The organism is Corynebacterium appendicis CIP 107643, assembly GCF_030408415.1.
GTDB classification, from domain to species: domain Bacteria; phylum Actinomycetota; class Actinomycetes; order Mycobacteriales; family Mycobacteriaceae; genus Corynebacterium; species Corynebacterium appendicis.
Genome location: NZ_CP046976.1, coordinates 686912 through 708738, shown reverse-complemented (window position 1 = coordinate 708738; position 21827 = coordinate 686912). Strand labels below are relative to the sequence as shown.

General features: G+C 62.8%; 23 protein-coding genes. 6 read left to right on the top strand and 17 right to left on the bottom strand.

The window, feature by feature from the left end; all coding sequences use genetic code 11:
* Nucleotides 1-3 precede the first annotated feature (3 nt).
* A complete protein-coding gene (locus tag CAPP_RS03615; RefSeq protein ID WP_076599351.1) occupies nt 4-1443 on the bottom strand; it encodes a glyceraldehyde-3-phosphate dehydrogenase in 1440 nt (479 codons plus the stop codon).
* A gap of 83 nt (nt 1444-1526) precedes the next feature.
* The gene (locus CAPP_RS03610) at nt 1527-2525 is read right to left on the bottom strand and encodes a 3-hydroxyisobutyryl-CoA hydrolase (RefSeq protein WP_076599350.1); all 999 of its coding nucleotides are present in this window, start codon (nt 2523-2525) and stop codon (nt 1527-1529) included.
* Nucleotides 2526-2559: 34 nt separating this feature from the next.
* On the opposite strand from CAPP_RS03610, the gene CAPP_RS03605 reads away from it, so the two are divergent.
* Nucleotides 2560-3363, top strand: coding sequence for an HAD family hydrolase (locus tag CAPP_RS03605; RefSeq protein ID WP_076599309.1), 804 nt, complete (start codon nt 2560-2562; stop codon nt 3361-3363).
* Complete coding sequence (locus CAPP_RS03600) at nt 3360-3917, top strand: DNA-3-methyladenine glycosylase (RefSeq protein WP_076599308.1); 558 nt, start codon at nt 3360-3362, stop codon at nt 3915-3917. Before CAPP_RS03605 ends, CAPP_RS03600 begins: the two co-directional genes overlap by 4 nt.
* On the opposite strand, the gene ppk2 is transcribed toward CAPP_RS03600, so the two are convergent.
* The 10 genes from ppk2 to CAPP_RS03555 form a co-directional block, all read right to left on the bottom strand.
* Nucleotides 3918-4760 (bottom strand): polyphosphate kinase 2, encoded by an 843-nt coding sequence (ppk2, locus tag CAPP_RS03595; RefSeq protein WP_076599307.1) that lies wholly within the window; start codon nt 4758-4760, stop codon nt 3918-3920.
* 22 nt (nt 4761-4782) lie between these two features.
* On the bottom strand, nt 4783-5106 hold the full coding sequence (locus tag CAPP_RS03590) for a putative quinol monooxygenase (protein WP_076599306.1): 324 nt from the start codon (nt 5104-5106) through the stop codon (nt 4783-4785).
* Between the two features lie 17 nt (nt 5107-5123).
* On the bottom strand, nt 5124-5498 hold the full coding sequence (locus CAPP_RS03585) for a neutral/alkaline non-lysosomal ceramidase C-terminal domain-containing protein (RefSeq protein ID WP_268753098.1): 375 nt from the start codon (nt 5496-5498) through the stop codon (nt 5124-5126).
* A gap of 117 nt (nt 5499-5615) precedes the next feature.
* Nucleotides 5616-7415: an ABC-F family ATP-binding cassette domain-containing protein gene (locus CAPP_RS03580; protein ID WP_076599304.1), complete on the bottom strand. Its 1800-nt coding sequence runs from the start codon at nt 7413-7415 to the stop codon at nt 5616-5618.
* A 12-nt stretch (nt 7416-7427) separates the two neighbouring features.
* Nucleotides 7428-7766, bottom strand: coding sequence for a type II toxin-antitoxin system PemK/MazF family toxin (locus CAPP_RS11190; RefSeq protein WP_076599349.1), 339 nt, complete (start codon nt 7764-7766; stop codon nt 7428-7430).
* Nucleotides 7767-7777: 11 nt separating this feature from the next.
* Nucleotides 7778-8008, bottom strand: coding sequence for a ribbon-helix-helix protein, CopG family (locus CAPP_RS03575; protein ID WP_143313878.1), 231 nt, complete (start codon nt 8006-8008; stop codon nt 7778-7780).
* Nucleotides 8009-8042: 34 nt separating this feature from the next.
* Nucleotides 8043-9032: a 4-(cytidine 5'-diphospho)-2-C-methyl-D-erythritol kinase gene (locus CAPP_RS03570; protein WP_076599302.1), complete on the bottom strand. Its 990-nt coding sequence runs from the start codon at nt 9030-9032 to the stop codon at nt 8043-8045.
* Nucleotides 9029-9886 (bottom strand): 16S rRNA (adenine(1518)-N(6)/adenine(1519)-N(6))-dimethyltransferase RsmA, encoded by an 858-nt coding sequence (gene rsmA / locus CAPP_RS03565; RefSeq protein WP_076599348.1) that lies wholly within the window; start codon nt 9884-9886, stop codon nt 9029-9031. Before rsmA ends, CAPP_RS03570 begins: the two co-directional genes overlap by 4 nt.
* A gap of 11 nt (nt 9887-9897) precedes the next feature.
* Nucleotides 9898-11040: a resuscitation-promoting factor gene (locus tag CAPP_RS03560; RefSeq protein WP_076599301.1), complete on the bottom strand. Its 1143-nt coding sequence runs from the start codon at nt 11038-11040 to the stop codon at nt 9898-9900.
* A 171-nt stretch (nt 11041-11211) separates the two neighbouring features.
* Nucleotides 11212-12048, bottom strand: a complete 837-nt coding sequence (locus CAPP_RS03555) for a TatD family hydrolase (protein ID WP_076599300.1) — start codon at nt 12046-12048, stop codon at nt 11212-11214.
* A gap of 24 nt (nt 12049-12072) precedes the next feature.
* On the opposite strand from CAPP_RS03555, the gene CAPP_RS03550 reads away from it, so the two are divergent.
* Nucleotides 12073-12465: a DUF3806 domain-containing protein gene (locus CAPP_RS03550; protein WP_076599299.1), complete on the top strand. Its 393-nt coding sequence runs from the start codon at nt 12073-12075 to the stop codon at nt 12463-12465.
* A 590-nt stretch (nt 12466-13055) separates the two neighbouring features.
* Nucleotides 13056-13460: a DoxX family protein gene (locus CAPP_RS03545; RefSeq protein WP_143313886.1), complete on the top strand. Its 405-nt coding sequence runs from the start codon at nt 13056-13058 to the stop codon at nt 13458-13460.
* Between the two features lie 289 nt (nt 13461-13749).
* On the opposite strand, the gene metG is transcribed toward CAPP_RS03545, so the two are convergent.
* The 3 genes from metG to rsmI form a co-directional block, all read right to left on the bottom strand.
* On the bottom strand, nt 13750-15615 hold the full coding sequence (gene metG, locus CAPP_RS03540; protein WP_076599297.1) for a methionine--tRNA ligase: 1866 nt from the start codon (nt 15613-15615) through the stop codon (nt 13750-13752).
* A 6-nt stretch (nt 15616-15621) separates the two neighbouring features.
* Complete coding sequence (locus CAPP_RS03535) at nt 15622-17415, bottom strand: BCCT family transporter (RefSeq protein WP_234958854.1); 1794 nt, start codon at nt 17413-17415, stop codon at nt 15622-15624.
* Nucleotides 17416-17476: 61 nt separating this feature from the next.
* The gene (gene rsmI / locus CAPP_RS03530) at nt 17477-18316 is read right to left on the bottom strand and encodes a 16S rRNA (cytidine(1402)-2'-O)-methyltransferase (RefSeq protein WP_076599295.1); all 840 of its coding nucleotides are present in this window, start codon (nt 18314-18316) and stop codon (nt 17477-17479) included.
* A gap of 51 nt (nt 18317-18367) precedes the next feature.
* Between rsmI and pmt the strand changes: the two genes are divergently transcribed.
* The gene (pmt, locus tag CAPP_RS03525) at nt 18368-19942 is read left to right on the top strand and encodes a protein O-mannosyltransferase (protein WP_412459496.1); all 1575 of its coding nucleotides are present in this window, start codon (nt 18368-18370) and stop codon (nt 19940-19942) included.
* 19 nt (nt 19943-19961) lie between these two features.
* Here the strand turns inward: pmt and CAPP_RS03520 are convergent, their stop codons facing one another.
* Together CAPP_RS03520 and CAPP_RS03515 are read right to left on the bottom strand one after the other, a co-directional pair.
* A complete protein-coding gene (locus CAPP_RS03520) occupies nt 19962-20618 on the bottom strand; it encodes a zf-HC2 domain-containing protein (RefSeq protein WP_076599293.1) in 657 nt (218 codons plus the stop codon).
* On the bottom strand, nt 20611-21018 hold the full coding sequence (locus CAPP_RS03515; protein WP_076599292.1) for a DoxX family protein: 408 nt from the start codon (nt 21016-21018) through the stop codon (nt 20611-20613). Before CAPP_RS03515 ends, CAPP_RS03520 begins: the two co-directional genes overlap by 8 nt.
* Before the next feature lie 56 nt (nt 21019-21074).
* On the opposite strand from CAPP_RS03515, the gene CAPP_RS03510 reads away from it, so the two are divergent.
* Nucleotides 21075-21812, top strand: coding sequence for a DNA-3-methyladenine glycosylase I (locus CAPP_RS03510; protein WP_084560586.1), 738 nt, complete (start codon nt 21075-21077; stop codon nt 21810-21812).
* The last annotated feature ends 15 nt before the right edge of the window (nt 21813-21827 follow it).

Sequence of the window (21827 nt, the reverse complement as noted above, 5' to 3'; positions counted from 1 at the left end):
TTTTTAACGGATCTCCTGCGGTTCCTTGCGAGTCGGGAGAATCTTCGGGCGCACGCCGGCGATCTCCTCGACGATGCGGATCACCTGGTTGGAGTACCCGAACTCGTTGTCGTACCAGACGTAGAGCACCAGGTGGTTGCCCGTAGCGATGGTGGCTAGACCATCCACGATGCCCGCGTGGGTGGTGCCCACGAAGTCGGTGGAGACGACATCCGGCGACTGGATGTAGTCGATCTGCTGGCGCAGGCTCGAGTCGGTGGAGACGCGGCGCAGGTAGTTGTTGACCTCCTCGCGGTCGACCTCGCTATCCAGGTCGAGGTTGAGCACGGCCATGGACACGTCCGGGGTGGGAACGCGGATGGCGTTACCGGTGAGCTTGCCCTCGAATTCCGGTAGGGCCTTGGAGACTGCCTTGGCGGCGCCGGTCTCGGTGAGAACCATGTTCAGGCCGGCGGCGCGGCCGCGGCGCGGGCCCTTGTGGAAGTTGTCGGCCAGGTTCTGGTCGTTGGTGTAGGAGTGGACCGTCTCCACGTGGCCGTGCTTGACGCCCCAACGGTCGCCGACGACCTTGAGCACCGGGGTGATCGCGTTGGTCGTGCAGGACGCGGCGGACAGAACGCGGTCTTGCTCGGAATCGTCGATGGTGTCGTGGTTGATGCCGTAGACGATATTCTTCACGTCGCCCTTGCCCGGCGCGGTCAGCAGTGCGCGCGCAACGCCCTTGGACTCCAAGTGCTTGGACAGGCCTGCGCGGTCGCGCCAACGTCCGGTGTTGTCCACGACGATCGCATCGTTGATGCCGTAGGCGGTGTAGTCGATCGACGCCGGATCGTCCGAGTAGATCATCTGGATCGGGGTTCCGTTGGCCCAGATGATCTCGTTCTCCTTGTCCACGGTGATGGTGCCGTTGAAGGCGCCGTGGACCGAGTCGCGGCGGAGCAGGGACGCACGCTTGACCACGTCGTCGTCGCCCTTCTTGCGCACCACCACGGCACGCAGGCGCGCGCCGCCGTACTGCGCCTCGCGAGCGATCAGGATGCGGGCAAGCAGGCGGCCGATGCGGCCGAAGCCGTACAGGACCACATCGCGCGGGACGCGGTGACTGTCAGCGCCGATGACCTCTGCCAGCTCCTCCTCCAGGAAGGAGCGCAGCTCGGTGCCCTCGGTGCGGGAGTAGTTCTTGGCCAGCCGGCCCAGGTCGATGGAGGCGGTGCCCAGATTCATAGTGGTCAGCTCGCGCAGGATCGGCAGGGTGTCGTCCAACGGCAGCTCGCGTGCCACGACGCGGCGGGCGTAGCGGTGCGCCTTGATGATCTCGATGTCCGTCATTCCCACCAGCAGACGGCCGTAGATGGAGGTGACCACGTTGTTCTCGCGGTGGAGCTGGCTGATCAGCGGCAGCATCTCCTGGGCGAGGAGGAGTTTGTGGTCCCAATCGTCCATCGGGTTGTCGTGCGGGTTCGGGTTGACCGGGCTTTCAGCGTTCACGCTGCGTCCTTTCACATGTCGCGTTGCTCAAACGGTTTTTATTCTAATATGTCCCGGTATTTATCCGGCTCCGGCTCCGGTGCGAACGCGGCGTCGTTCGTTTTGTCGACGAGGACAGCGCGGACCCCCTCGTGGAAATCCGGCTCGCGCAGCAGCAATTCCGCGTAGTGGCGTTCGTTTTCCAGGCTTGCGGCCAGATCGTTCGTGGAGTTCGCGAGCATCAGCTCCGCGGTCGCTACCAGCGACGATGGGGATGCCAGCTTCAAAAGCGGCTCCACGACTTCCGCCAGTTCCGGGTCGGCGGCGATGTTCTTCTTGATCTGGGACCAGGGTGCGGAAAACGCTCCGTCGATAAGCGGGTACAGCTTTTCTAGTTCCGACTCCCCCGGTTCTACGGCTACCTCATCGAGTACCCCCGGCCCCTCCTCGATGATTCGGTCAAGGAGCCCGTCGAGTGAGTCCACCAGATGCGTGGCCAGCCCCGTCGCCATCATGTCGTCTGCCTTCAACCGGTACCCGGTCAGTGCGAGAAACATACCGAGATCGAGCGACGGACGCTTCCGCAGATGCTGCAACCGGTAGCTCATCCCCACGTCCGTGAAGAACCCGATATTCATCTCCGGCATCGACGCGAATGCGTCCGGAGTGACCACCACGTGGCTGCCGTGCGCCGACAGGCCGAGCCCGCCGCCCATGACCACCCCCGAAATCAGCGAGATATACGGCTTCGGGTACTCCGCGATCATCAGGTTCATCGCGTACTCGCGGGCGAAGAACTCGTCCGCTGCTTCCCCTCCTCCGGACAGCGCGGCCTCGCGTGCGTAGCGCACGTCGCCGCCCGCACAGAAATGCTTGCCAGAGGACGTGACGGCGACCTGTTCCACCCCGTCGTCGTCCCTCCATTCGTCGAGCGCCTCGATGATGGGAAAGAGAATCTCCGGGTTGATGGAGTTCAACGCCTTAGGCCTGTCCAGAGTGATCACTCCGGTAGACTGCCGGACGGCAATATGTACTGGTCCACTGGTGCTTTCTGCCATGAAGCCAGTGTTCCACAGCGTGTAAAGGACTGCTATGACTTTTCCCCGCATTGTTGCGCTCGACATGGACGGAACGCTTATCGCTCCGGACGGCAACATTCCGGAAGAATTCTGGCCCGTCCTCGACGAAGCGAAAACCAAGAACATGGTGATCGCCCCCGCTTCGGGACGCCAGCTGGCCACATTGCAGGACATGTTCTCCGGCCGCGGCATGGAGACGTTCATCGCCGAAAACGGCAGCGTGGTGTGGCACAAGGGCGAGATCGTGTCCACGAAGCCGATCAACGATGATGCCGTGGCCGCTCTGCTCCGCACCGCCGCCGAATCCGAGACGCCGATCCACCCGGTTGTGTGCAATCCCGAATTCGCTTTCGTCGGCGCAAACATGCCGGAACACGCATTCGAGGAGATTTCGAGGTACTACCACTCCCGCCGCCCGGTGGTCTCCCTCATCGACGCGGCACAGGAATCGACCGAGCCCACCATCAAGGTCTCCTTCTTCGTCGAGACAGACGCGGAGCGAGACGGCCTGCCGGTCGCGCAGGCAGCTCCCGACCAAAACATCGCCGTATCGAGTGCCCATTGGGTCGACATCATGTCCCCCGACACAAATAAGGGAAACGCACTAACTGCGCTCGCCGCCACCTTAGGCATCGACATCGCCGATACCGCCGCCATCGGCGACTACCTGAACGACTACGAGATGCTCGAGACTGCCGGCACCGCTGTCGCCATGGCGAACGGCCACGACAAGCTCAAGGCGATCGCCGATATCGTCGCCCCGTCCAACGCCGAGTACGGCGCCATCAAACAGATTCAGGAGTGGCTGAATCAGTGATCGATTTCTCTGCACCAGCCGATATCGTGGCACCGCAACTACTCGGCTGCACGATCACCCACAACGGCGTGACCATTCGGCTCACCGAAGTGGAGGCGTATCTCGGGTCGGATGACGCCGCCGCGCACACCTACCGAGGAAAAACGGCCCGCAATGCCGCCATGTTCGGCCCGCCCGGCCGCCTGTACGTCTACCTCTCCTACGGCATCCACCTGAACGGGAATATCGTCTGCGCCCCAGAGGGAACCGGCCAGGGCTGCCTGATGCGCGGTGGCGAGGTCATCAGCGGCGAGGAGCTGGCACGCGAACGCCGTCAAGCGAACGGCAAGACGATCGCCTACGAGAACCTGGCCCGCGGACCCGGAAATTTGGGCCGCTCTCTCGGCTTGTCGCTAGAAGACAACGGAACCCCCATCATGCTCGGCGAGCGCGATTCCGAACCCGAGTGGGTGGCTGGCCCACGCATCGGCATCAGCAAGAACGCGGACGCGCCATACCGTTTCTGGATCCCCAAAAACAAGACGGTGAGCACGCCCCGCGGCTACCCGAAATAGCTACTTCTTCTGCTTTTTGTCTTTCTTGTTCTTCTTCGCGCTCTTTTCCAACTTCGCGGCTACATCCGGCACGTAGCGGAATTCTTCGCGCGGCGGGCGCTCGTAGTCATCGGACTCCGGACGCTCCGGCACCTCCGGTAGGTCGCGCTCGAGGTGCTCGTACGGGATCGTCGACAACAAGTGCGCGATGACGTTGATGCGCGAGCGCTTCTTGTCCTCGGATTCCACCGTGTACCAGGGCGCGGTCGGGATGTCGGTGTGGATGAACATCTCGTCCTTCGCGCGGGAATAATCCTCCCACTTGGTGATGGACTCCAGGTCCATCGGTGAGAGCTTCCACTGGCGAAGTGGGTCGTTGCGGCGCGATTCGAAGCGCGCGTGCTGCTCCTCGTCGGAGACTGAGAACCAGTACTTGCGGAGCAGAATACCGTCCTCCACCAGCAGACGCTCAAAAATCGGTGCCTGGTGCAGGAAGCGGCGGTACTCCTCCGTGGTGCAAAAGCCCATGACGCGCTCGACGCCGGCACGGTTGTACCAGGAGCGATCGAAAATCACGATCTCGCCGGCGGCAGGAAGCTTTTCGACGTAGCGCTGGAAGTACCACTGCGTCTGCTCCCGCTCCGTCGGCTTCGGCAGTGCCTCAATCCGACACACACGCGGGTTGAGGTACTGGGTGATGCGCTTGATCGCAGAACCCTTGCCCGCCGCGTCGCGGCCCTCCATAACCACGACGATGCGTGCCCCGGTGGCCACGACCCACTGCTGCATTTTCACCAGCTCCGCCTGGAGGCGCAGCAGCTCGGTCTCGTAGGCCTTCTTGGACAGTTTCGGCGGTTTAGTCATGCTTACAACGGTAATACGCCTGCTACTGGACCTTGAATTCGGCCATCTCGTCCCACTCGGTCTTGCCCTCGATCAGCGTGTTGATGATCTGCGGGGTCTCCTCGAGGATCTGCGGGAACAATTCCTGGGCCGCCTTGAAGTGGTCGGAATTGACGTGCGCCTCCGCGGCGTCGTCCTTGAACCCCTCGACCAGGATGTACTCGCGCGGGTCATCGGTGCTGCGGTACCACTCGAAGAACAGGTTGCCCTCCTCCGCGCGGGACGCCTCGGTGAAGTCGTTCACGAGCTCGCGGAAGTTCTCGGTGTTCTCGGCCAGGGGACGGAAACGGACGTTAATCAAAATCATGTGCCCCAGTGTACGAGCTACACGACGGTCACTTCAGCGCTGCCGGTGAACGGCGACAGCGACCCGCCAATAGCGCGCGACACTCCTTCCACCTTAACGGCGTACGTGCCCGGATCGACTCCGTCTGTGTCCCACGAAATGCGGGCGTTGACCACATCGGCATTCTTCACGAACTCGATGATCGTGCTCGAGTGGAAATCGTCCGCCACGATCTCGCCCGCCGCATTCGTGATGGTGTGGTAGCCGACCCCACGCCGCAGATCCGAGTTGGGGTTGGCGAACGAGAATGTCACCGAGGCAGTGTCACCGGCTTTGACCTGCTCGGTCGCGGTGATCACATCGCCGAATTCCTTGCCCCAGGCCGGCCTGTCGATACCCGGCCTGCCCGCCAGCGACTTCGGGATCCACCCGGTCAGCTCACCTTGTTCCCCATGGCGGAAACAGTACAGAGAATGTCGATTTATTTTCGGGCTTTGAACTATTTTTCCTCAAAATCTAGTTCAGCGCGCTTACCCTTCCAGCCTCTCACCGAGATCGAGCCACTCCAGTTCGAGCTCCTCCCGCTGCGCGCGAAGCTCCGCGACCTGCCCGGTCTTGGCGCCGATCGCCTCGAAATCCGGGTCCGCCTCCCCGGACATCTGCGTGATATCCGCCTCGAGCGCCGCTGCCTCTTCGTGGAGTTTCTCCATCTTGCGGTCGAGCGATTTCATCTTCTTCATCAGCTCGCGGCGCTCCTGCCCGCTCAGGCCATCGGCGGGCTTCTCCTTCGGCGCGGTGTCACCGAGGTCGAGCACGCCAGTCTCGCTCGACATCGCTTTACGGCGCTCCAAATACTGGTCGATGCCGCCAGGCAAATTCGTCAGGGCCCCGTCACCGAACAACGCGTAGGTGACGTCGGCAATGCGCTCGATCAGGTAGCGGTCGTGGGAAATGACCACGAGGGTGCCGGGCCAAGAGTCGAGCAGGTTCTCCAGTTCCTGGAGGGTGTCGATGTCGAGATCGTTCGTCGGCTCGTCGAGAAGCAGCACATTCGGCTCGCTCATGAGTACGCGCGTCAGCTGCAGGCGGCGCCGCTCGCCGCCGGAGAGGTCCCCCACGGGCGTGCGCTGGCGCTTCGGGCTGAATCCGAGGCGCTCCGCCAGCTGCGACGCCGACATCTCCTTCTTGCCCAACGCGATGTAGGTGGCCACGTCCTCCACCGCGTCGATCACCCGGCGGGACGGATCCAAGTCGTCGAGCTCCTGCCTCAGCCACCCGATCTTCGTCGTCTGCCCCTCGATGCGCCTGCCTTCCGCCAACGGGTAGTCCCCGGCAATGGCGCGGAGAAGCGTCGTCTTGCCGGAACCGTTCACGCCGACCAGGCCGATGCGCTCACCGGGGGCCAGGCGCCATGTCAGGTGGTCGACGAGTGTGCGTCCGTCCGGCGCGTCGATACGTGCATCTTCCAGCTCCACAACCACGCGCCCTTGGCGCTGCTTGGAGAACGCCATGAGTTCTACCGTGTCGCGCGGCGCTGGAACATCCGCGATCAATGCCTCCGCCGCTTCAATGCGGTAGCGCGGCTTCGACGTGCGGGCGGGAGCACCGCGGCGCAGCCAGGCAAGTTCCTTGCGTGCGAGATTCTGCCGGCGCTGCTCGATCGCGTCCGCTTGGCGCGCGCGCTCAGCGCGGGCGAACGTCCAGTCGTTGTAACCGCCCTCATACACATCAACGCGCCCATCGTGCACTTCCCAGGTCAGCGTGGCGACGGTGTCGAGGAACCAACGGTCGTGCGTCACCACCACAATCGCGACCTTGCGCTTGAGCAGGTGGTCCGCGAGCCACTGAACACCTTCCACATCCAGGTGGTTAGTCGGCTCGTCCAGCACGATCAGGTCCAGGTCCTGCACCAGCGCCGCCGCAAGATTCACACGGCGGCGCTCACCGCCGGAGAGCTGCCCGACCGGTGTGTCCAAGCCCAGATCCGCAACGCCCGTGCCCGCGAGCACCTCGCGCACCTTCGCATTCGACGCCCACTCAAAGACCTCGAGCCCGAGCGGCTCCACGACGGCCTGCCCGACTGTCACCTCGTCCGGGAGCGTGAACCGCTGCGTGACTACCGCCATCCGCAGCCCGTTGGTGTGCGACACCCGGCCGGTGTCTGGCGGCTCAATGCCCGTGAGCACCTCCAGCAGCGTCGTTTTGCCGCCGCCGTTGAGCCCCACCACACCGATGCGGTCCCCGGTTTGCACACCGAGCGACACCTCGTCCAGCAGGGTCTTCAAACCCCACGTCTTGGACACATTTTCCAGGTTGATCAGGTTCGCCATGATGGGGCCATTCTAAACACGGGCTGGGTCTGCAACGAACGCACGTGCCCACCAAAGGATTTCACGCAAACAGGCAGCGCTCACACGGCCAATTTCTCCTTGGACGCGATCACGCGAGAGTGTCCTCATTTGCTCCGACATTGCCCAACTCTCTTTAGGCAAGACCGCTGCGGGGTCGAGCCGGATGTGATTGTCCCACCCACGGTTTCGAGATGTCACCGGAACTACCGAAACCAACGTGGGCACCACCCTCAGATGATTACGGGAAGACACGACCACGCATGGACGCCGTCCAGCCTGTTCATTCTCCCTTGTCGGATCGAGCACCGCCCACACGATGTCCCCCGGCATCAGCTCTTCGCTCACCAGTCGTACGCCTTATCCCACTCAGCAGTTTCAGCTATGTAACTTTCTATCTGTTCTGGGGGAGTCGCCTGGACCTGGTTTTCAAGCCTACGCATGCGCATCTCTTCCCGATAGAGCTCGAGCATTTCCTCGATAATGCTCGGCATGCTTTCCCCCCGCTGCTGCGCGATCACCTTGATCTCATCACGCAGATCAACGGGCACCTTGATCGTTGTCTGCTCAGCCATACCCAAAGTATACCGATTCGTATACCCCCGCATGCTACAGCAGCCGCGCACCACCAACAGGCCCGTGAGCAGCGAAAGCTTCGATCGAAGCAGAGCCGAGCTTATCGACGACCGCCCTCGCTGTCCCCTCATCCGCACACAGTGCCGCGACGGTCGGGCCAGAACCAGACACCATCGCCCGGATCGCGCCGGCATCTTCGGCGTCGTGGATGAGCTGCTGAAGCGACGGGCGCAGCGCGAGCGCCGCTGCTTCCAAATCATTGTGCATTGCTGCCCCCACCAGTTGCGGATCCCCTGACACGAGCGCCCGCGACAGCGTGGTGGTGTCCATGTGCGGAACCATCGACGCGTACGTGAAGCGAAGATCGTCGAGTTTCTCGAACACGGCCTTTGTCGACAGCCCCACCTTCGGGTTCAGGAAAGCGAACCAGTACGTTCCGCGCCCCATCATCGGCACCAGGGCATCGCCGCGGCCGGTCCCCAACGCGATGCCGCCCATCTCCGCGAACGGGACATCCGCCCCGAGCCCCGGAACCAGATTCGTGAACAGTTCCTCAGGCATCGGCCGGTCGTGGTGCGCGATCAAAGCGCTGATGGCCTGGACGGCAGCGGCGGCATCGGAGGATCCGCCCGCCATCCCGCCGGCGACAGGCACGGTTTTGTCGACCTCCAGCCGCATCATCGGCAGGTCCGGTTTGAAATTCTCCCGCTTCTCGTCCTGCGCGAGAATCCCCATGTATCCGGTAGTGATCGAGTCCACGGCCTTCCACGCCAGGTTCTTCGGATTGTCCAGATCCTCGTCGGGTTCCTGCACGTGGTACGTGGTGCGCATCTCGGACACATAGCTCAAGGGAGAAGCATCGGGATGCTTGTCGACGTCCCCCTCCAGCGTCGTCAGCGTCACCGTCTCCGGCCGGTCAACAGCCATGAACACCGTAGCCATGTCGTGGTAACCGTCGCTGCGGACCTCCCCCACCCCGAGATGGAGATTCACTTTGCCGTTCGCGCGTGCCGTGAATTTCACTGCCCGCCCACCTCCGTGAGTCGCACGAAATCTTCCACTGCCAGTTTCTCGCCGCGCAGCTGCGGATCAATGCCGGCTGCACGCAGCGCTTCTTCCGCAGCTGCGGACGATCCGTAGATCCCGCCCAAGCAGGCGCGGAGGGTCTTTCGCCGCTGGGCGAAGGCTGCGTCGATAAGCGGAAAAACGCGCTCACGCAACGAAACTGGCCAGCCCTTGTCACGGATATCGATACGCACGAGCCCAGATTCGATATTGGGTGCGGGCCAGAAGACGTTCTTGCCGATATTGCCCGCCTTGCGCACGTCCCCGTAGAACGATGCCTTGACGCTGGGCACCCCGTAGATTTTCGAACCGGGGTCCGCCGCCAACCGGTCCGCGACCTCGAGCTGAACCATCACGAGAACGCGGCGGATGCTCGGGAATTCCTCCAGCAAGTGCAGCAGCACCGGGACGGCGACGTTGTACGGCAGGTTCGCCACCAGCGCTGTCGGCTCCTCGATCTGGCCGGCCTGAACCTTGAGCGCATCCTGGTTGAGCACCGATAGCCTGCCCGCTGCCCCCGGCGCGAATTCTGCGGCAGTCTGCGGCAGCCTTTCCGCCAGCCGCGAATCGATCTCGACGGCCGCCACCCGGCACCCGACTTCGAGCAGGCCGAGAGTGAGCGACCCTAATCCCGGCCCCACTTCGAGCACCGTGTCGTCCGCAGAAATATCCGCCGCCCCGACGATGCGGCGCACGGTATTCGGGTCGTGGACGAAATTCTGCCCCAGCTTCTTCGTCGGGGTGACCCCGAGCTCGTCGGCGAGCGCCCGGATTTCCACCGGACCGAGCAACTGGATATCGGGGCTATTCATGTCCTCCGAGGTTAGCGGATTCCCAGGCTCGCGGTGCATGCGGGCCACGCGCCCCAGCCCTGGCCCTGCTGAACCTTGGACGCGACCGCGATCTGCTGCTCGCGGGTGGCCAAGTTCGCGGTAGGCGCATACTCGGTGCCGCCGTACGCGGCCCACGTCGACGCGGTGAACTGCAGACCACCGTAGAAACCGTTGCCGGTGTTGATGGACCAATCGCCGCCGGACTCGCACTGCGCGAGGGAATCCCACACCGAACCACCAGCAACGGCGGGAGCAGAACCACTAGCGGCGACGGGGGCAGACTCTTTCTTACCGCGGGCGATCACTGCTGCACGGCCCTTCCGGGTCTCCTTTCGCTTCACGATCTCGTCGGATTCGACCGCACCGTTCACAGTGACCACGCGGCGTGTGGTCTCGCGCTGGCCCTTCTCGCCCTTCTCGCGGACCTGCTCCTCGCCGTCCGCCAGGTTCTCGTCCTCGACGTATTCCGGCTCGAGCTCGAATTCCTCGGTGAAGGTCCGCTCGTCAACGTGAACGCGGTCGATGGTGATGACCATGTTGCCGGTCACTGGCGCATCCATACCCGGGGAAACGCGGTCGTTCGAGTCCACCAGCACGCCGCGGGCGGCGAGCAGCTCGGAGACCGTCTTCGCGGCGGCAGCGGTGTAGGTGGTCTTGCCGCCGTCGTGGATGGCCACGATCTTCGGAGAAGTCAGATCGATGGTCATATTGTCGGTGACCGGATCATCCTCCGCGTAGGCGTGGGCCGAGCCGCCGGCGCCCGGCAGTTCCTTCAGGAAGTCGGAGACCGTCGCTGCGGTCGTTGTGAATTCCTGCGCCTGGCCGCCGTCGATGGTCACTGCGACCGGCTTCGCGGTACGCACGGTGACCGTGTCGCCGCTATTCAGCGCCTCGGAGGGGGCGGGATAGACCAGATCCTTTTCGCCGATCTCGACGCCTGCAGCTTCAAGTGCGCCGCTGACATCGCCAGCGGAGGTGGTGAGCTCGATGGGCTCGCCGTTGACGTCCACCGTCACCGACTTCTGAGCGGCGACTGCAGTGGTGGCCCCGCCGATGGCGAGGGCGCCGACAGCCGTGGAGGCGATGACGGCGCGGGTGGTCGAGGTCTTATTGATGCGACGATGACGCGACATGAAAAGAAATCCTCACTTGGGGGAAGCGAACTCAAATAACAATACGGTGAAGATCGCTCTCACGCCAGAAATTCACCTGGCCAGAGTGTTGCTTACCACCACAAGAATCACACGCGCCACCGCAAGCACGTGCGCCACCCCAGCCCTGCAGAAATGCAAAAGTGTGCCATATCACACTCCGAAAACTCGGCGGAAAGTTCCGTGCACCTCTTCCGCCAAATCTTCCACCGCCATTCCACGAGCTTCTGCCACCACCTTCGCGGTATGCCCGATCAGTGACGGCTCGTTGCGTGCCCCACGGAACGGCTCCGGCGTCATGTACGGAGCATCCGTCTCGATCAGCAGCTGGCCGACCGGAGCCAGCCCAACAGCTTCGCGGAGCTCGTCGTTCCGCTTGAACGTCACGTTGCCAGCGAACGAGAGCACATACCCCCGCTCGATCGCCTGGCGCGCGACGTCGAGGGGCGAAGAGAAGCAGTGCAGCATGACATGTTCCGGCTGCGGCGAATCAGCGAGAATGCGCATCATCTCCTCGTCGCCCTCACGGTTGTGAATCATGAGCGCCTTGCCCGAATCAACAGCCAGCTGAATATGCCAGCGGAACGCCTCCTCCTGCACGTCGAGTGGCGCCGTCCTGTCCGGGTCATGCTTGATCCAGTATGTGTCGATGCCGGTCTCCCCCACCGCCACGCACCTCTCGTCCGCCGCCATTTCCGCGAGACGTGTACGCGCCGCTTCATCAAGCTCGCCCGCGCGCGTCGGATGGATCGCGCACGCCGCGAACACACGCTCATTGAAATGCGCGGCGTGCAGAGCCAATTCCGCCTCGTCGAGCCCGTCACCGACAGTGCAGACCCTCTCGACACCAGCATCGACTGCGCGCTTCACCATCGCATCCACGTCTTCTTTGGTGCGCGCTTTAGCGGAGGCGAGGTGAGTGTGGGCGTCGATAAGCCCGGCAACTCGCTCGGCCGGAACGGGCGTGGGGCGTGGTTTCTTCTTCGACATGCATTCCAGCCTATCCTCGGGCGCATGGAGTTCCACGACATCGATGCCGCAACCCGCTCCCAGATCGACCGCGACCTCGCCGAAGCCGCCGTCGCGGGCGTCAACGGATCGATCGACGACATCGTCGCCTCATTCGAAGAGGTCTTGAGCGAATACCTCGCCCTCGACCCCGACCTCCGCCGCGAATATTCCCGCGGCGACGTAGCCCGCATGTACGGCACAGCGCTCGGCGACGCGTTCATCCGCGAGCACGACTTCGCATGGCAATTGCTTATGGACGACTACGGCACCGACCTCGTCGTCACCTCCCCCGACCACGACATGTACACCGCACCCCTGGTGGTCGTGGATACCCGCTTCGAAGACGAGGAACCGGGAAAGTTGACTGCCTTCATTAAGCAATTCTTGGGGAATTAGATCTCGAAGCTGACCACGTCGACTGGGCCTTCATGTTCACGGAGATCACCAGCGCAGGAATAGTTACCACCTCCCCGGACTCTTTCTCGAAGACGAGCTGCGCGCTGCCTTCAGCAACGCCGCCGCGACAGTGTGGTCGCAGCCGTCAGACTCGCGCGGATGGAAGATCACGTTGTTCAAATCGGACTCGTTCACAACCGATTTGCCAGGTTGCCAATGCCCTCATTAATGCGGGGACGTCAACATCTTCACTGCTCAGATTAGCCTTTACCTGTGGGCTGGCCATTACCAGAACATCGCACACACCTTCCAGGTCGAACCAACGGGCAGAGCTCGCGAGAGCTGGAGCCTGCACGCGCGCCATCGGTATCCGCCGGCTCGAGTACCACCGGACATGCCCGTTCGGCACCCTTAGTTAGGCGAGCGCGGTATGTAAGCAAAGGCTTATGTTTCTGTCGAATCGCTCGCAAATCCTGTTGGGTAAGCTTAGCTCGCTGCCGAGCAGGCCGAGCAGGCCTACGCTTGACCCTGTGGCTGACACAGCTGCTGCACCAATACTCAAGCCCGAGAACTACCGCGAAAGACGAATGATGAAACTTCTTCCCAGCCGTGAAGCATCCCAGAAACACGCCCGCCATCTCCTCGGTGGCATGATGATTACCGCAGGTATTGGCCACTTCACCTTCGCGCGGAAGGATTTTCAGGCCCAAGTACCGAACTGGTTCCCGATGGATAAGGATTTTGTGGTTCTTGCGTCTGGCGTAGCCGAAATTGCAGCGGGCGCAGCCGAGCTCTTCCTGCCAAAGCACCGGAAGTTGACCGGGGTTACCCTCGCCGCTTTCTACTGGTTGATCTACCCGGGAAACATTGGGCAGTATGCCGAGAAGCAGTCGATGCCCGGCTTGGACAACGACCGTGCGCGGCTAATCCGGTTGTTTGGCCAGCCAGCCCTTATCGCACTGGCACTTTGGGGCGCGGGTATTCCAGAAAAGTAAGCTCCTTCGCTCAACTTCTGGGAACTCCCGCCAAGCTTGGGTTAGAGAGCGGGGAAGCCGAATAAAGAAGTTTGGGTTTGACCCGCTAGGGTCTGCGCCCCCACCTTCCCTATTCGTTGGCAACTACCGCGCGTACCTTGACAGGTTGAATGCGGCCGCCGTCGAAGGCTATGAGACCCATCCGTCACCAGAGGAGTTGCCAAAGCTTTCGCATCCGGTGCTTCGCGACAGCGCGGACATTCCCTTCACCCCGATGGCAGAGTGGCTCGCTCGCAACCGGTGAGGATTGCTACTGGACGCGAGCCCACTCCGGGCCGGTCTCGCCGAGTTCCGGATCGAGTTTGGCGATGAGCGGCTGCGGCTTCTCCAGCTTCGTGCCCGGAACAACGTCGACTCGGGACCACACAGCCTGCTGGGTCGCGTAGTCGCCGGTGATGACCGGGTAGGTCTGGCCCTGCTCAGGCAGACCGACTCCGACCAGATCAAGGTCCTCATCGTCGGTGACTTCCTCGACACGCGGGGATGCCGCCCAGATGCCGTCGCGGCCAAGAGTCGCGTGCACCTTCTGCGCGGTGTGCGGGATGAACGGGGTCAGCAGCGCATTGCAGTCGGACACCACCTGGAGAGCAGTCCACAAAACAGTAGCGAGACGCTCACGCTGGGACTCGTCCTTGGCGAGCTTCCACGGCTGCTGATCGGCGATGTAGGCATTTGCTTCGCCAACCACATGCATGACCTTGGTGATCGCGGCCTTGAAGTGGGCAAGCCCCAATTCGTGGCCGGCAGAGTCGAAGGTCTGGGAGGCGAGGTCGAGGATGGCACGGTCGGCGTCGATAAGCTCGCCGGGCTCCGGAACTTCCCCGAAGTTCTTGTGGGCCATGGACACGGTGCGGTTGACGAGGTTGCCCCAGCCGTTCGCGAGCTCGTTGTTCACGCGACGGACAAACTCGTCCCACGTGAAGTCCGTGTCGTTGTTCTCCGGACCGGCGACCGCAATGAAGTAGCGCAGCGGGTCGGGCCCGAATTCGGCGAGGAAGTCCTTGACGTAAATGACCACGCCCTTCGAGGACGAGAACTTAGAGCCCGACATGGTGAGGAATTCGGAAGAGACGACCTCGGTGGGCAGGTTGAGCTCACCGAGCTCGTGGAGGTTCCCGCCCTTCGACCCCTTGCCGGCGTAGCCGAGAAGCTCACCCGGCCAAATCTGGGAGTGGAACGTGATGTTGTCCTTGCCCATGAAGTAGAAGCCGCTTGTCGACGGGTCCTGCCAGAACAGCTTCCACGCGTCCGGATTGCCGGTGCGCGCAGCCCACTCGATGGAGGCGGACAGGTAGCCGATGACGGCGTCGAACCAGACGTAGAGTTTCTTGCCCGGGTCGTTTTCCCAGCCTTCGACGGGAACGGGGATGCCCCAGTCGATGTCGCGGGTCATGGAGCGGGGCCGCATGTCCTCGAGCAAATTCAGGGAGAATTTCAGGACGTTCGGGCGCCAATCTCGGCGGGCCTCGAGCCACTCTTTGAGGGCATCGTGGAGCGAGGGAAGGTCGAGCATGAAGTGCTCGGTCTCGACGAACTCCGGGGTCTCGCCGTTGATCTTGGACACCGGGTTGATCAGATCGACCGGGTCGAGCTGATTGCCGCAGTTATCGCACTGGTCGCCGCGGGCACCGTCGGCGCCGCAGATCGGGCAGGTGCCTTCGATATAGCGGTCCGGCAGGGTGCGGCCGGTCGACGGGGAGATCGCGCCCTGGGTAGTCTCCTTGATCATGTAGCCATTGGCATACAGGCCCTTGAACAGCTCCTGCACCACCGCGTAGTGGTTGCGGGTGGTGGTGCGGGTGAACAGGTCGTAGGACAGGCCCAAGCCCGCGAGATCCTCCACAATCTGGCGGTTGTAGCGGTCGGCGAGCTCCTTGACAGTCACGCCTTCCTTATCCGCCTGGACGAGAAGCGGCGTGCCGTGCTCGTCGGTGCCGGACACCATGAGCACGTTGTTCCCCACCATTCGCTGGTAGCGCGCGAACACATCGGAAGGGACACCGAAGCCGGCGACGTGGCCGATGTGGCGCGGCCCGTTCGCATAGGGCCACGCCACGCACACGAGGACATTTTCGGAGGTGGGATTGTTCGGGGAGACAGTCATGTCCCCCAGCATAAGTGACTACTGCTTCGTGCCGAACATGCGCTGGCGTTTGCGTGCCTTAGCGATAGCGTCGCGATGCATGCGCCGCTCAATAGCCAGCTGGTGATTGAAGCGCTGCTCTTCCTTCATATCCAGGTAGATGGTGTCGTTGCTGACATCCTTCACGATGGCGAACATCAGCAGGATGAGGACCAGCAGGAACGGTGTTGCTGCGGCGATGGTGACGCTCTGCAGGGAGTTCAAGGCGTCGTCGCCGCCAGCGATGAGCAGGGTCAGACCGACAGCTGCGGTGGCCAAGCCCCACATGCCGGTGAGCATCGGCTTCGCGTCGGTCTTGCCGTTCTGGGACAGCGAACCCATGACCGTGGATGCGGAATCCGCGGAGGTGATGAAGAAGGTGCTCAGCAGGATCAGGGCAAGGACACCCATGATGAAGCCGCCCGGCATCGTGTGCAGCAGGTTGAAGAGCTGTTCCTCGGATGTTCCTTCGCCGTAGATGGACTCACCCTGCTGCTCCATTTGGATGGCGGTGCCACCGAAAATGCAGAACCAGACGGTGGACAGTCCCGCCGGCACGAGGGTGACGCCAAGGCAGAACTCGCGGATTGTGCGGCCGCGGGAGATGCGGGCAAGGAAGGTGCCCACGAACGGGGACCAGGAGATCCACCATGCCCAGTAGAAGATGGTCCAGCTGCCCAGCCACTCCCCTGCTTCAGTGTCAGCGGATTCAGCAGTGCGCGAAGCCATGAGGAAGAACTGGTCCAAGTAGGAAGCAATCGCGGTGGGCAGCAGATTGAGCTGGGTCAAGGTCGGCCCGAAGACGAAGACGAAGATCGCCAGCACAGCAGCGACTGCAAGGTTGAAATTAGACACCCACTGAATGCCCTTGCCGACGCCCGACATCGCAGACAGCAGGAACGCGAGAGTCAGCACACTGACGATTCCGGCGGTGAGCACCGTCGACGGGGAATCGACCAAGCCCGAAGCCTCCAGACCCGTGGAGATCTGCAGGGCGCCGAGTCCCAGGGAGCACGCGGTGCCGAAGATGGTGGCGAAGATGGCGAGGCCGTCGATAAGCTTGCCCAGCCACCCGTTGGCGCGAGTCTCGCCGATAAGCGGAATGAACGCGCTCGACAGAAGCTGTTTACGGCCCAAACGGAAGGTGGAATATGCGATCGCGAGACCGATGATCGCATAGACGGACCACGGGTGAAGGGTCCAGTGGAACATCGTCTGTGCCATGGAGGTGCCGACGGCATCCGCACTGTCCATGCCCGGGACACCATCACGGTAAAAATTGAGCGGCTCGGAAGCGCCGAAGAACATCAGACCGATGCCCATGCCAGCAGCGAACATCATGGCGATCCATGACCTGGTGCTGAATTCCGGTTGTTCGTTGGAAGCGCCCAAACGGATCTTGCCGAACTTCGACAGTGCGATCACGAGGATGAAGACCACGAAAACGCTGCCGAAAAAGACAAACGCCCACCCGAGATTCTCAATCACCCAGGTGAACGAGGCATCCGAGAAAGCGCTGAAGCTCTCCTTCGCCGCGAGACCCCAGATCACGACGGCAATGACGATCGCGGCGATAGGTCCGACGATCGCCCAGTCGATCTTCAGGTTCTCGTCCTCCGAGGCTCGCTCAATGGCGTCCTCCGGATCGGAAATGGACTGCTGCGCTCCCGCATTTCTCGCATCGAGGAGATCCTGTAGCTCCGCCGTCGCGGGGCGATCGTTCTTGATCGGATCCTCGGCGTGCGGATCCGCGTCGGGATCGTGGGGGTCTTTGATCATGTCTTCACTACTCATCGGGTTCCTTTCTCGCCCAAATGACCGTAACGGAGATGTGCACACGGTGCACGTCCGCTGGCTAGGATCTGCGCGAGGCAATGAAAGCGTCGTAAAGCTCGCCCGCCTTGATCCCGGCGGACTTCGCGACTTCCTTGACCGCGTCCTTGGCCCGCATCCCGTCGTCGACGCGCTGCTGCACGAGCCCGAGAACGTCCTCGGGTTCCGCGATGTCGGTACCGCCGTCGATCACGACGGTGACCTCTCCTTTGACGCCCTCGCGGGACCATTCGGCGAGCTCTACGAGGCTGCCGCGCTTGACCTCTTCGAAGGTCTTCGTCAACTCGCGGCACACCGCGGCCTGACGATCCCCGAGCACATCGGCCGCTTCAACGAGCGTTTGCTCGAGGCGGTGCGGGGACTCGAAGAAGCACACGGCCCGCTTTTCATTGCGCAACGACTCCAGCCAGGCCTGCCGGGCACCCTGTTTCCGGGGAGCGAACCCATCGAAAATGAACCTGCCTACTCCTAAGCCCGACAGGGCGAGAGCCGTAGTCACCGCCGAAGGGCCAGGCAGACACGTCACCGGAATCTGCGCATCGTGGGCAGCCGCGACGAGGGAGTGGCCTGGGTCGGAAACCAATGGCATTCCGGCGTCGGTGACGATGAGGACGGTGGAGTTGCGGGCGACGTCGATAAGCTCAGCAACGCGTTTGTCCTCATTGTGGTCGAAATTCGACACGACGCGTCCGCGGATCTCCACGCCGAGAGCGGCCGCGAGATTGCGAGCGCGGCGTGTGTCCTCCGCCGCGATGACATCCGCGTGCTCGAGGGCGTGCACGAGGCGGGGCGACGCGTCACCGATGTTGCCCAAAGGAGTGGCGGCCACCACGACGCCGTGTGCGGGGAGAGTGTTGTCCATGCCCCCCAGCTTGTCACACGCGGCTGGAGGCACACAGTAAGATCTTCATCCGTGAGTGCGACAGTAGTGGCCGAGAAAGTGCGCGTGGACCGCCCCGCCCCCACCGCCCCCGTGACGGTGCCGTGGTCCCAGCGCGACACGATCACCACGACGGCGATCGCCATCCTCGCCTTCTTCACGCGATTTATCGGAGTGACCACGGCAGAGTCCAGCGGCACCCCCGTCTTCGACGAGAAGCACTACGCCCCGCAGGCCTGGGACATCTTCCGCTCTTCATTCAACCCGGTCATCGGCGGTATCGAATCGAACCCGGCGTACGGCCTCGTGGTGCACCCTCCGTTGGGCAAGCAACTCGCCGCGCTCGGCGAGGCCCTGTTTGGCTACTCCCCCCTCGGCTGGCGTTTCGTGGCGGCCCTCTTCGGTGCGCTGACCGTGGTGTTCATCATGCTGCTGGCCCGCCGTATCTCCCAGTCGTGGGTGGTGGCGCTGTTCGCCGGCATCATCGCGCTGTGCGACGGTGTGCTGCTGGTCATCGGCCGTTTTGGCATGCTCGACGTGTTCATTCTCCTCCCCGTCGTCGTAGCCGCATGGACCCTCGCCGGCGATATGCGCCAAGTGCACCGCAGGCTTGACAGCGCCTACCGCACCGGCACCATGGGTTCCTCCCCCTACGGCCCCCGCCTGGGCTTCCGCTGGTGGAGGTTCGCCACCGGTGTCGCGCTCGGGTGCGCCCTGTCCGTGAAATGGTCCGGCCTGTACTACATCGCCTTCTTCGGGCTGCTGTCGTCTTTCTATGACTTGTGGCTGCGGCGGCGCTATGGCGTGGAAAAGCCAGTGGCTGGAATGCTGCTACGCGACGTGCCTTCGGCGCTGGCTTCCATCGTGCTCATCCCCGCGGTGGTGTACATGTGGTCTTGGCGGGCCTGGTTCGCCTCGGAGACCTCCGTGTACCGCCACGCGGCTGTCGACGGCACCATCGCAGACTCCGACTGGCCGTGGCTGACTCACCTGCCCGACGCGCTCGGCGGGTGGCTCTACTACCACTTTTCCGTGCTCAACTTCCACAGTGAACTGACCTCCTCGTCAGGCCACTCGCACCCGTGGGACTCGAAGCCGTGGTCCTGGCTGGTGGCATCCCGCCCGATCCTCTACTACTCCTCCACCGGAATCGAATGCGCCGGCGGACAGGAGTGCCGGCGGATGATCTACCTCTTCGGCACGCCCGCCATCTGGTGGCTGACCGTGCCTGTGCTGCTGTGGGCAATCTGGGCGTGGATTTCCCGTGGCGACCGGCGCGTCATCCTGCCGCTCGTCGCCTTCGGCGCGGGATTCCTGCCCTGGCTCGTCGCCTTCGACCGCCAGATGTACTTCTTCTACGCCGCGCCCCTGGTCCCCTTCACGATCGTGCTGCTGGCCCTGGCGTTGGGGAACCTGGCCCAGCGGGGCGGACCCGTGCCGCGCCTGCAGAAGATCGCCGGCTACCCGATCACATGGGGGCAGTTTGCGGTGCTGTGTTACCTGGCGGTGGTCATCGGGATGTTCTTCTACTTCTCCCCCATCCTGTACGGGTTTGTCATTCCCGACAGCTGGTACAACCAGCTCATGTGGCTGCCGAGTTGGAAGTAGAAGTTGGAAGTAGAAGCGGCTAAGACAAGGGCCGAGAGCTCAATCCGAGCAATGGGTTTTTCAACCCCTTGTCCGCAAACCACATGAAGACCAACGCAGCGCAGGTGAGCAGCAACGTAACGAACTGCCACCACGGTGCTGTGCCGCTTCCCGAGACCGCCTCGAGCACGACAAAGCCGACCGTGAAACCGAACATGGCCCCCACAATGAGCAGGATCCCGGGGATCTGACTCGGCTTCCAGGCGGCGAACAGCAACGCCGCCGTGATACCCACGTGCACGGCTGCCGTGCCGATGAGCAGCTGCGACATCGAGGTATCCACCGTGGCAGCCACGAGGGAAACGATGTCCTCTCCGGCCCAGAAGGCATGAACAACCGCCAGGAGAACCAAGAGCATCCGGCCCACGGCCAAGGCGACGACGCGCCGGGCAGAAACGCGGCGGAACTCGCCCTCCACGCCGGCGAAGATGACCTTTGAGAGGTCGGCGGGAGGGGCCATGGCGCCGTCAGCGTCGACAAGGCTCAGGGAGCTGGTCAGGCGCAGTGACCGCTCCCAAAACGCCAGGCATTCGGGGCAGCCGGCAAGGTGCGCATCGAGGATGGAGTTGTCGATGCTGGGGTCTTCGCCGTCGATACGCGCGGAGAGCGCTTTTTGCACCTCGCTGTGGCTAATCATCAACCAGCACCCGGTCCAAGCTTGCGCGGCCTGCCCCGAACACGACGATGAGCCCCAGCAGCACCGCGAGAATCAGCGGGTACTCCACACCGCCGTCTTCGGCGAAGAACCCGTTGGGAAGATGCACAAAATACGCGGCTACCAGCACCATCACGGCCATTAAGCCCGCCATGATCGTGGTGAGCAAACCAATGATGAGCATGGCGCCGCCAATCAACTCGACGGAACCCGCCGCATACGCAACCAACCGTGGCTGCGGCACGCCGGCCTCGGCGAACTGCTGCGCAGTAGTGCGCATGCCCACGCCAACCCAGTGCTGGTACCCCCGGGCAATGAACACCACTCCGACGATGAAACGCGCAAGGAGCAGCGCAAAGTCACGCACGGCCGGTCTATTCATGAATTCAACCCTACAGCGTGGAACCAAACGAGCCTCTCAAGCAGTCTAACTAGGGCATGACGACTTATTTCGACATCGAGACATGCTGCACCTGTTCCTACGACCACCGCCCATTCGACTTTTTGAACATCGATGACTGCCCGCTGCACTCCCGCCTTTTGGCGCCGCTGCTGAAGAACAAGCCCGCAATCGTTGGCCCCGTGCTGTGCGAGGACGGCACGTACCGCCCGCCGTGGGCCGCCACTGATTCGCTGACGCGCCTGTACTACGACACGACCTGGGGTGTCCCCGCTGTCGACGAGAACGACGTCTTCCGCGCCCTGTGCTTCCAAGTCTTGCAGTCGGGTTTGTCCATGCGCGCTGCGCTGGCGAAGTTCCCCGCCCTCAACCGAGCGTTCAGCGGCTTCGACCCCGACATCGTTGCGCGGATGACTGACGGCGACGTGGACAAGATGATGGACACCCCCGCGCTGATCCGCAACCGAACCAAGCTCCGCGCGGTGATCGTTAATGCCAAGGCGACAGTGGGGCTGCGCCAGGACGGCAAGCGCCTGTCTGAACTTGTCTGGGCCCACCGCCCCGCCGACATGCCGCAGCCGGAAACCATACTGGACATCCCGGAATCGACTGCAGAATCTAAGGCGTTGGCCAGAGAGTTGAAGTCCCACGGGTTCACCTTTATCGGGCCGAAGTCGGTGTGGCTGTTCATGCAGGCGACGGGCATTGTCAACACCCATCTCGTTGCAACGGGGCGGCGCACCTTTGTGCCGTCGCTGCTGCACTTCGACCTTTAAGCCAGTGGCAGGATC

Excerpts from the sequence above, each read along its gene's own strand:
- CAPP_RS03550 (WP_076599299.1), top strand. The coding sequence starts at position 12,073 with ATGGAGTTCCACGACATCGATGCCGCAACCCGCTCCCAGATCGACCGC.
- CAPP_RS03590 (WP_076599306.1), bottom strand. The coding sequence starts at position 5,106 with ATGATTTTGATTAACGTCCGTTTCCGTCCCCTGGCCGAGAACACCGAG.
- CAPP_RS03545 (WP_143313886.1), top strand. The coding sequence starts at position 13,056 with ATGAAACTTCTTCCCAGCCGTGAAGCATCCCAGAAACACGCCCGCCAT.
- rsmA (WP_076599348.1), bottom strand. The coding sequence starts at position 9,886 with ATGAATAGCCCCGATATCCAGTTGCTCGGTCCGGTGGAAATCCGGGCG.
- CAPP_RS03555 (WP_076599300.1), bottom strand. The coding sequence starts at position 12,048 with ATGTCGAAGAAGAAACCACGCCCCACGCCCGTTCCGGCCGAGCGAGTT.
- ppk2 (WP_076599307.1), bottom strand. The coding sequence starts at position 4,760 with ATGACTAAACCGCCGAAACTGTCCAAGAAGGCCTACGAGACCGAGCTG.
- metG (WP_076599297.1), bottom strand. The coding sequence starts at position 15,615 with ATGCTGGGGGACATGACTGTCTCCCCGAACAATCCCACCTCCGAAAAT.
- CAPP_RS03515 (WP_076599292.1), bottom strand. The coding sequence starts at position 21,018 with ATGAATAGACCGGCCGTGCGTGACTTTGCGCTGCTCCTTGCGCGTTTC.
- CAPP_RS03520 (WP_076599293.1), bottom strand. The coding sequence starts at position 20,618 with ATGATTAGCCACAGCGAGGTGCAAAAAGCGCTCTCCGCGCGTATCGAC.
- CAPP_RS03605 (WP_076599309.1), top strand. The coding sequence starts at position 2,560 with ATGACTTTTCCCCGCATTGTTGCGCTCGACATGGACGGAACGCTTATC.
- CAPP_RS03560 (WP_076599301.1), bottom strand. The coding sequence starts at position 11,040 with ATGTCGCGTCATCGTCGCATCAATAAGACCTCGACCACCCGCGCCGTC.
- CAPP_RS03510 (WP_084560586.1), top strand. The coding sequence starts at position 21,075 with ATGACGACTTATTTCGACATCGAGACATGCTGCACCTGTTCCTACGAC.
- CAPP_RS11190 (WP_076599349.1), bottom strand. The coding sequence starts at position 7,766 with ATGCCGGGGGACATCGTGTGGGCGGTGCTCGATCCGACAAGGGAGAAT.
- CAPP_RS03580 (WP_076599304.1), bottom strand. The coding sequence starts at position 7,415 with ATGGCGAACCTGATCAACCTGGAAAATGTGTCCAAGACGTGGGGTTTG.
- rsmI (WP_076599295.1), bottom strand. The coding sequence starts at position 18,316 with ATGGACAACACTCTCCCCGCACACGGCGTCGTGGTGGCCGCCACTCCT.
- CAPP_RS03610 (WP_076599350.1), bottom strand. The coding sequence starts at position 2,525 with ATGGCAGAAAGCACCAGTGGACCAGTACATATTGCCGTCCGGCAGTCT.
- CAPP_RS03535 (WP_234958854.1), bottom strand. The coding sequence starts at position 17,415 with ATGAGTAGTGAAGACATGATCAAAGACCCCCACGATCCCGACGCGGAT.
- CAPP_RS03615 (WP_076599351.1), bottom strand. The coding sequence starts at position 1,443 with ATGGACGATTGGGACCACAAACTCCTCCTCGCCCAGGAGATGCTGCCG.
- CAPP_RS03575 (WP_143313878.1), bottom strand. The coding sequence starts at position 8,008 with ATGGCTGAGCAGACAACGATCAAGGTGCCCGTTGATCTGCGTGATGAG.